This is a genomic window from Bacillus sp. JJ722 (assembly GCF_036963345.1).
Taxonomy (GTDB): Bacteria; Bacillota; Bacilli; order Bacillales; family DSM-1321; genus Bacillus_AD.
Window position 1 is genome coordinate 5,028 of sequence record NZ_JBALMO010000045.1, and the last position, 8,243, is coordinate 13,270.

Annotated in this window: 9 protein-coding genes; 6 read left to right on the forward strand and 3 right to left on the reverse strand. The window is 36.9% G+C overall.

What is annotated here, in order from left to right; genetic code table 11:
- Positions 1–117 precede the first annotated feature (117 nt).
- Positions 118–615 (reverse strand): phosphatidylglycerophosphatase A family protein, encoded by a 498-nt coding sequence (locus tag V7014_RS07695; protein ID WP_335505835.1) that lies wholly within the window; start codon positions 613–615, stop codon positions 118–120.
- A 309-nt stretch (positions 616–924) separates the two neighbouring features.
- On the opposite strand from V7014_RS07695, the gene yutH reads away from it, so the two are divergent.
- From yutH to thrB, 4 genes are all read left to right on the forward strand, one after another.
- Positions 925–1,926, forward strand: coding sequence for a spore coat putative kinase YutH (gene yutH / locus V7014_RS07700; RefSeq protein ID WP_335505836.1), 1,002 nt, complete (start codon positions 925–927; stop codon positions 1,924–1,926).
- A 196-nt stretch (positions 1,927–2,122) separates the two neighbouring features.
- Positions 2,123–3,418: a homoserine dehydrogenase gene (locus V7014_RS07705; RefSeq protein ID WP_335505838.1), complete on the forward strand. Its 1,296-nt coding sequence runs from the start codon at positions 2,123–2,125 to the stop codon at positions 3,416–3,418.
- Positions 3,418–4,479 carry a threonine synthase gene (thrC, locus tag V7014_RS07710; RefSeq protein WP_335505840.1) on the forward strand — a complete coding sequence of 354 codons (1,062 nt, stop codon included), beginning with the start codon at positions 3,418–3,420 and terminating at the stop codon, positions 4,477–4,479. The genes V7014_RS07705 and thrC overlap by 1 nt, the downstream gene beginning before the upstream one ends.
- Positions 4,476–5,396, forward strand: coding sequence for a homoserine kinase (gene thrB / locus V7014_RS07715; RefSeq protein ID WP_335505842.1), 921 nt, complete (start codon positions 4,476–4,478; stop codon positions 5,394–5,396). The genes thrC and thrB overlap by 4 nt, the downstream gene beginning before the upstream one ends.
- Before the next feature lie 258 nt (positions 5,397–5,654).
- Here the strand turns inward: thrB and V7014_RS07720 are convergent, their stop codons facing one another.
- Positions 5,655–5,891: a NifU family protein gene (locus V7014_RS07720; protein ID WP_335505844.1), complete on the reverse strand. Its 237-nt coding sequence runs from the start codon at positions 5,889–5,891 to the stop codon at positions 5,655–5,657.
- A gap of 139 nt (positions 5,892–6,030) precedes the next feature.
- Here V7014_RS07720 and V7014_RS07725 point away from each other — a divergent pair, with 139 nt between their 5' ends.
- Entirely contained in the window at positions 6,031–6,363 is a 333-nt protein-coding gene (locus V7014_RS07725) for a YuzD family protein (protein ID WP_335505846.1), read from the forward strand.
- A gap of 46 nt (positions 6,364–6,409) precedes the next feature.
- Here the strand turns inward: V7014_RS07725 and V7014_RS07730 are convergent, their stop codons facing one another.
- The gene (locus V7014_RS07730) at positions 6,410–7,477 is read right to left on the reverse strand and encodes an NAD(P)/FAD-dependent oxidoreductase (protein WP_335505848.1); all 1,068 of its coding nucleotides are present in this window, start codon (positions 7,475–7,477) and stop codon (positions 6,410–6,412) included.
- A gap of 402 nt (positions 7,478–7,879) precedes the next feature.
- Here V7014_RS07730 and V7014_RS07735 point away from each other — a divergent pair, with 402 nt between their 5' ends.
- Positions 7,880–8,119, forward strand: coding sequence for a YuzB family protein (locus V7014_RS07735; protein ID WP_335505852.1), 240 nt, complete (start codon positions 7,880–7,882; stop codon positions 8,117–8,119).
- Positions 8,120–8,243: the final 124 nt, after the last annotated feature.

Consider the following 8,243-nt stretch of genomic DNA (forward strand, 5'->3'; position numbering starts at 1 on the left):
GGGGCTGGCCGTTGAAGCTGGACCATCGAATCGCTTGTCAGCTCTTCGTGTATCCTTTATCTCAGTCGATGGGCGAAAGAAGATACGGAGCTAACCGTGCGCTTCCGCTTTTCTTGATCATTCTGTATTTTCTACTCGATGGGCAAGTCTGCTTGAAGCAGCGGCAGCAATTGCACCAACGATGTCATCTAAAAATGTATGACATTGTCCTGACGATTTATCATTCAGTCTCTTTAAAATGCCAGGTTTTTGTTTATCGATGTAGCCATAGTTTGTAAAGCCGATGGAACCATATACATTTACGATAGAGAACGCTAATATTTCGTCAACACCGTATAATCCTTCGTCCGTTGAGATCATCGATTGTAAAGGTTCTTCTAGCATTTTCTTTTCCGCGAACAAATCAAGCTGTATTCCAGTAAGAATAGCATTTTGTACTTCTCGTTTTGTTAATACCCTCTCAACGTTATGAAGGCATTCATTTATAGAAAGATTATCATGATATTGGCTTTGCAAGTACATCACTAGTTCAGCAATATCGTGCGTTGTTACCCCTCTCTCCTTTAACCAATTGCGAGCGGTTTGTTCGGATAAATTAAATTGATTTTGGGTCATGAATAGCTCACCTTTTCTTCTTTTTTATCAGTATGAGATTGTATCTATTGTGCAGCGAAAGTCGCCCAGATTCTAATAGGCTTATTCCTAAGAAGAGGTTCAAATTAAAAGGATTGGCGACGGTTTTTCTTATTATCTTATGCGTTCACTCTTGTACTTTGTAACTACAAATATATAGTGAAAAATGATTGGTTTACCAAAACTTTCAATGAAAGCAAAAGTAATGTGAAAAGAGCGGATTAAAAGCTCATATATTATAGAGTAACCGAACTTGAATATTTTACACGGAAGAAAAAAGGGGAGAAGAATATGCTGCAAGATGTGATTTATGAAAACTATGGCTTGGTTATGGAACGTCAGCGTACGGAAGGAGCTTATCAACGTTTTTTTTCGGGAAATGCTTTATATACAATTGTTCCCATTAGTGAAGTAAATGAAGATGAATTAATGGAAAGGTTGAAGATGTCACATTTTATGCAGCAACAAGGAGATCAGTATGTATCTAGCTTTGTTATGTCTAGGGAGAATACATACTTATCTGAGGATGAAGGAAATCTTTTTATCTTGACGGAAAATTTACTTTTAGAAGAACCTAGATCCATCAAAATGGGTAGTAAATTAGCTAAATTCCATAGTCGCGGACATACATTTGCAGAACCAATTAAGGTTTGTAATCGAATTGGTAAATGGAAAGAGCTTTGGGAAAATAGAATTGATACGATTGAAGGAGTATGGCGTGAGAAGCTACAAGCTCATCCAATTAATGATTTCGAAAGGTTGTTTGTTGAATCATTTCCTTATTATTTGGGATTGGGGGAAAATGCTATACAATATCTAGTAGATTGTGAAATTGATGAAAACCCAACTAATTTAGATGCCGGAACGGTTTGTCATGAACGCTTTTATAGTGATACATGGAGTGGGGAATATTTACTTAAAAATCCATTTGATTGGGTATTTGATCATCAAAGCCGTGATATTGGTGAATGGCTTAGACAGCATTACCACCATTTACCTCAAACATATCAACCATCAATGGTACAATTTATGAATGAATATCAAAGTTATTTACCATTGAGTGGGTTTTCCTGGCGTTTATTATATGCGCGTCTTCTTTTTCCAGTTCACTATTTAGAAGCTGTTGAAAGCTATTTTAGTTCGAGAAATATAAGTGATCAAAAGATATTAGAAGAACATCTACAGAAAAATCTTGATGGGGCTCATCATCATGAAGAATTTTTACGTTATTTTTACGAAATTAACGAAGTTCCTGTCCAAAATTTTCGCATTCCAAAAGTCGATTGGCTATAGGAGTTTATTAGTGTCTTTGTTTTTTAAAATAAAGGCACATAATTGTTCTACTTATTGTTTATTTCTTGTACAATAAACGCATACAAATTTTTCTGTTATTTTTGACTATTGAAAATAGCTAACAGAAAGCATATAATGTCTTTTATACAAAAACAAATGTTTATTTAGAGAGAACAATAGAGAGGGAGTATACGGTATGAAAGCTATTTCAATTGGTTTATTGGGTCTTGGTACGGTTGGATCAGGAGTAGTTCAAATTATTGAAAATCATCAGGATAAGCTAATGCATCAAATTGGTTGTCCTGTAAAAATTAAAAAAATTCTCGTTAAGAATTTACAAAAGGAAAGAGGGGTCGTTGTTGACAACAACTTGTTAACCGACATAGCAGATGATATTTTAGACGATCCAGAAATTGATGTAGTGATTGAAGTAATGGGTGGAGTTGAAGAAACACGTCATTACTTATTACGAGCAGTTCGCAACAAAAAACATGTTGTGACTGCGAATAAAGATTTAATGGCATTACATGGTCCTGAATTATTAGCAGAAGCAACTAGAAACAATTGTGATTTATTTTACGAAGCGAGTGTTGCCGGTGGCATCCCGATTTTACGTGGTTTAGTAGATGGATTAGCATCTGATCGTATTACGAAAATGATGGGAATTGTGAACGGAACGACAAATTTCATTCTTACTAAGATGAGTAAGTATGGAAGTCCATACGCAGAAGTTTTAAAAGAAGCACAAGATCTTGGCTATGCTGAAAGTGATCCAACAGCTGATGTAGAAGGCTTGGATGCGGCTCGTAAAATGGCTATACTTGCAACTCTAGGATTCTCAATGAATATTGATTTAGCGGATGTTAGTGTTAAAGGTATTACAAATATCACTGAAGAAGACTTAGCTTACAGTAAACGTCTAGGGTACACAATTAAATTAATTGGTATTGCAGATCGTGTTGGTGAGAAAGTAGATGTAAGTGTACAACCAACTTTACTTGCAGAATCACATCCCCTTGCTGGTGTAAATGATGAATATAATGCGGTGTATATATATGGTGAAGCAGTTGGAGAGACAATGTTCTACGGTCCAGGTGCAGGAAGTTTACCGACGGCTACATCAATTGTTTCCGATTTAGTTGCAGTAATGAAGAATATGAGATTAGGAGTTAACGGCCGCAGTGCAGCTGCTCCTCAATATGATAAGGTTTTAAAGTCTAACGATGAAATTCTATCGAAATATTTCCTTCGTTTACATGTGAAAGATGAATTAGGTGTATTTGCATCCATTACGACATTATTCTCAAAACATAATATTAGCTTTGAGAAGATTATGCAATTACCACTAAAAGATAAAGATCAATCTGAAATCGTTCTAGTTACACATAAAGCAACGAAGCAAGATCTTGAAGATGTTTTACAGCAACTACGTGACAATGAATTAGTACGCGATGTGAAAAGCACGTATCGAGTAGAAGGAGACGAAGCATAATGGGTTGGAAAGGATTAATTCAAGAATATAAAGATTTTTTACCAGTAACAGATAATACGCCACTATTAACACTTCAAGAAGGTAATACACCGCTATTAAAGTGTGAAAACCTTTCGAAAGAGCTAGGTGTTGAACTATATGTGAAGTATGAAGGAGCAAATCCAACAGGATCATTTAAAGATCGTGGTATGGTTATGGCGGTTGCGAAGGCTGTTGAAGAAGGTAGTGACACAATTATTTGTGCATCTACTGGTAATACTTCAGCAGCAGCGGCAGCATACGCCGCTCGATTAGGTATCCGTTGTATTGTTATTATTCCAGATGGAAAAATAGCGATGGGTAAACTCGCACAAGCGGTAATGTACGGTGCTGAAATCGTTGCGATTGATGGGAACTTTGACGATGCATTAGAAATCGTTCGTAGTATTAGTGAGAAATCACCGATTGCTCTAGTAAACTCTGTGAATCCATATCGTATCGAAGGACAAAAGACAGCTGCGTTTGAAATTTGCGACGTATTAGGAGATGCACCAGACGTCCTAGCTATTCCAGTAGGTAACGCTGGTAATATTACGGCTTATTGGAAGGGATTCAAAGAATATCATGAGAAGAAAGGTACTAAACTTCCAGAAATGCATGGTTTCGAAGCAGAAGGTGCAGCTGCCATTGTTCGTGGTGAAGTAATTAAGAATCCTGAAACAATCGCAACAGCTATTCGTATCGGAAATCCTGCAAGTTGGGAGTTCGCTGTTAATGCGGCAAAAGAGTCAAATGGAAAGATTGATGAAGTGACAGATGAGCAAATTCTGGCTGCGTACAAACGTTTAGCTCGTTCAGAAGGAATCTTTGCTGAGCCAGGTTCATGCGCTAGTATTGCTGGTTTAATTAAGCAAGTAGAAACAGGTGAAATTAAACAAGGTAGTAAAGTAGTTGCTGTCTTAACTGGTAATGGATTGAAAGACCCAACAACAGCTGTTGAATATAGTGATATTAAGCCCGTTGTTTTACCAACAAGTGAAGCTGAAATCATTGACCATATTAAAGGTGTGGCAAAAGTATGAGCGACGATATGATGTGTACGATTCGGGTTCCTGCTAGTTCAGCTAATTTAGGACCAGGATTTGATTCAATCGGGCTTGCGCTTTCACTATACTTAACTGTACATGTTTATCCAAGTGATAAATGGGTAGTTGAACCATTAACAGAAGAGATGAAAGCTTTTCCAACGAATGAAGATCATTATATTGTGAAAATAGCACAACAAACTGCCAAAAAATATGGCGTTTCATTATCTCCTTGTCACTTAGCTGTGCATAGTGAGATTCCCTTGGCTAGAGGTTTAGGAAGCAGTGCTTCAGCGATTGTTGCGGGTATTCAATTGGCAGATACAATTGGTAATCTTGGACTTTCAGTTGAAGAGAAAGTTCATTTAGCATCGTTAGAGGAGGGGCATCCGGATAACGCTGGTGCTTCCGTAACTGGGGGATTGGTAGTAGGAGAGCATGAAGAGAGCGGCACGCATTTATTAACGCTTCCTTTAGCCAATGTGGAAGTGGCGGCTGTTATTCCTAATTATGAGCTGTTAACAAGCGATTCGAGAAACGTATTACCTTCAACTTTTTCATATAGTGAAGGTGTGAAAGCAAGCGCGATTGCTAACACCTTCATTACTGCATTATTATCCGGTAATTATCAAGTTGCAGGTGAAATGATGAAGCGTGATCTTTTCCATCAACCTTACCGACGAAAGCTTGTACCTCTTTTAACGGAAGTAGAAGAGATTGCTGAACGTGCAGGTGCCTTTGGAACAGCATTGAGTGGAGCTGGCCCAACAGTTGTTTGTTTTGCAACAAGCGAGAATATGCCGAGTTTAATTCAAACTCTTTCCGAACGCTTTGAAGATTGTACAATAAAGCATTTATATATTGATACAGATGGTTGCGTGGTAATGAGTAAAGCCGATCTTGTACAGAATTAAGTAACAAAAGCGCAGAGCGCCCGTTCAACGCCGTATGAACTGGAGCACTTCGCACGAGATAAAGGAAACACGAAGAGCTGATAAGCGATTCGATGTTGACTTATCGTAAGAAGAAGTGTGAAGTTCACTAGGCGTTGGGTGCTCGGAGCTGGACGTAGAATCACTTTATTCCAAAGTGATCAACAACCAATTATTTTATGAATTCCTAAACAGTAACAAAGAGGGTGTCCTAATAAAAGGACACCCTTAATTGTTTTATTAAAAAACTTGTTCTACTTCTACAACACCAGGTACTTCTTCTAGAAGAGCACGCTCGATGCCTGCTTTAAGAGTAATTGTAGAACTTGGGCAACTACCACAAGCGCCAAGTAAACGAAGTTTTACAATTCCATCTTCAATATCAACAAGTTCACAGTCTCCTCCATCACGTAATAAAAATGGACGCAATTTATCTAGTACTTCTTGAACTTGTTCTGTCATTGATTGTTCAGACATTCTATCGACTCCTTTCCTTATCTAATCATATTATAATCACTACCACCTAAAAAATCCATTGAGTATTCTTACTTTCGGAAAAGATTGGTTTACACTACAATGAAATTAGTAATATTAGAGATCAAGAGGGGGATTCTTAGTGGATAAGGGGAAATTAGAAATTGTTGTTTATGGCGCTGAACAAGTTTGTGCAAGTTGTGTAAATGTACCATCTTCTAAAGATACTTTTGAATGGCTCGATGCAGCTTTAACAAGGAAATTTCCACAACAACCGTTTCAAATCACCTATGTGGATATTTTTCAAGAACAACAAGATGAAAAGCACAGTGAATTTTGTCAACAAATCATAGAGGATGATTTGTTTTATCCAGTAGTTGTTATTGAGAAAGAGATTGTTGGGGAAGGGATTATACAACTTAAGAAAATTGTTCAAGAAATGGAACAATACGGATATCATATTCCTGAACAATAATAAAGAAGAGGTTGTCTATAGGAAGGACAGCCTCTTCTTATATCTATTAACCATTGTGGTACTTATGCAACCAAAGTACGCCAGATTTCAACATGCGTGCTACTCTCCCGGTGATAGCACGATTTGATACTAAACCAAATCCTTGTTTCTTACCAAGCGAGCCTAGTACGCCATTTAATTTCATTTTAGGGAAACTCTCAGGCAGTGGTTCACCATTCCATTTCTTTGTCAGCACAACAGAAATTTGCTCAGCTTGACTTTCTGCTAGTTGAGCACTTGGAGCATGGTCAAGGCTTGCGCAGTCTCCTACAACAAATACGTTCTCGTAATTTGGAATGAAATGCTGAGGTGTTAACTTTACTCGACCTTGATGGTCTTTTTCAACATCTAATTCACGAACAATTTTGCTAGGTTGAATACCTGCTGTCCATACAATTACGTCACTTTGAATTCTTTCATCGTGATTGTAAAGAGCATTTTCTTCTACTTTAGTAATGTTAGATTGATTAATAATTTCTACATTATGAGCATCAAACCAACCTTCTACATATGCACTAAGGCGTGGTGAGAAGGAAGATAAAATATGTTTGCCACGATCGAATAACTTAATCTGTAAATCTGGGCGACTTTCGATCAGTTCACTCGCTAATTCAACTCCACTAAGTCCAGCTCCAACAATTGATACAGTTGCTCCCTTAGTTAGTCCATTAAGTACTTGATATGTTGTTCTAGACTTATGGATTGTTTGAATACTGTACGTATATTGCTCTGCACCAGGTACATTATGATACTTATCTTCGCAACCTAATCCAATTACAAGATCATCATAGGTGATGGTTTGTTCATTATCTAATATAATTGCGTTTTCTTTTAATAAAATTTCTTTTATATTTCCACTAACGTATGATAGTTTTGGATGTTCTGGAAAGGCAACACGAATGTGTTGATCAGAAATAGTACCAGCAGCTAAAGCGTAAAATTCTGTTTTTAAACTATGGTATGGATTGCGGTCTATTAAAGTAATGGTAACATCTTCAGGTAACTGATTTGGAAGGAAACGTTGTAAAAGCTTCATACCACCGTATCCTCCGCCAAGTATAACTAGTTTTCTCATCACATTATCCCCTTTGTTGTTATGCTTGTTTGTTATTTGTACTGAAAGTGATGTGTATTCCCTTAATATATCACTTCATAATAAATCGGGAAGTAGTATTGAAGGCTTGAAAACGTCTTCACTATTTCCCATCATTTCTCCCAATATCATTCCATAAAGTAGTATATCGAAATTGTGTCGAAACTACAACAATATTACGAAAATTCAATGTAAACGCTATTATCAGATTATCCCTGGTTATATACATTCTTGGGATTTATCCTATAAATGGAAGTGTCAGTGTAGTTAATTTGCTAAAGAAAGCTTTACGTAATCGAAGTAGAATTAAGTCAAAAAGGTTTCAAAAATTTGACTGTTATATACAAAGAAGGTAGCATAACAGAAGGTAGAGAGGTGAGGGACATGATCAAGCCAATTATTGAATTTTGCGTAAGTAATTTAGCGCAAGGTGCACAAGAAGCTTTAGAAAAGCTCGAAAAGGATCCAAATTTAGATATAATAGAATATGGCTGTCTCAATTATTGTGGGAAATGCGATCATTATATGTATGCCCTAGTAAATGGAGAAGTTGTTACGGGAAATAATCCTGATGAATTAGTAGAGAATGTGTATGAATTTCTAGAAGAAAACCCAATGTTTTAACATTATGATAAAGAGGATGTCGGACTTTGACATCCTCTTTTTTTGATGCTTAGGAAATTGTAAAATAATTCTTTGTTGATAACTTTGAAATATGGTGATTCTGCATCCAGCTCCGAGCACCCAA

Excerpts from the sequence above, each read along its gene's own strand:
- V7014_RS07695 (WP_335505835.1), bottom strand. The coding sequence starts at position 615 with ATGACCCAAAATCAATTTAATTTATCCGAACAAACCGCTCGCAATTGG.
- V7014_RS07730 (WP_335505848.1), bottom strand. The coding sequence starts at position 7,477 with ATGAGAAAACTAGTTATACTTGGCGGAGGATACGGTGGTATGAAGCTT.
- yutH (WP_335505836.1), top strand. The coding sequence starts at position 925 with ATGCTGCAAGATGTGATTTATGAAAACTATGGCTTGGTTATGGAACGT.
- V7014_RS07705 (WP_335505838.1), top strand. The coding sequence starts at position 2,123 with ATGAAAGCTATTTCAATTGGTTTATTGGGTCTTGGTACGGTTGGATCA.
- thrC (WP_335505840.1), top strand. The coding sequence starts at position 3,418 with ATGGGTTGGAAAGGATTAATTCAAGAATATAAAGATTTTTTACCAGTA.
- thrB (WP_335505842.1), top strand. The coding sequence starts at position 4,476 with ATGAGCGACGATATGATGTGTACGATTCGGGTTCCTGCTAGTTCAGCT.
- V7014_RS07720 (WP_335505844.1), bottom strand. The coding sequence starts at position 5,891 with ATGTCTGAACAATCAATGACAGAACAAGTTCAAGAAGTACTAGATAAA.
- V7014_RS07735 (WP_335505852.1), top strand. The coding sequence starts at position 7,880 with ATGATCAAGCCAATTATTGAATTTTGCGTAAGTAATTTAGCGCAAGGT.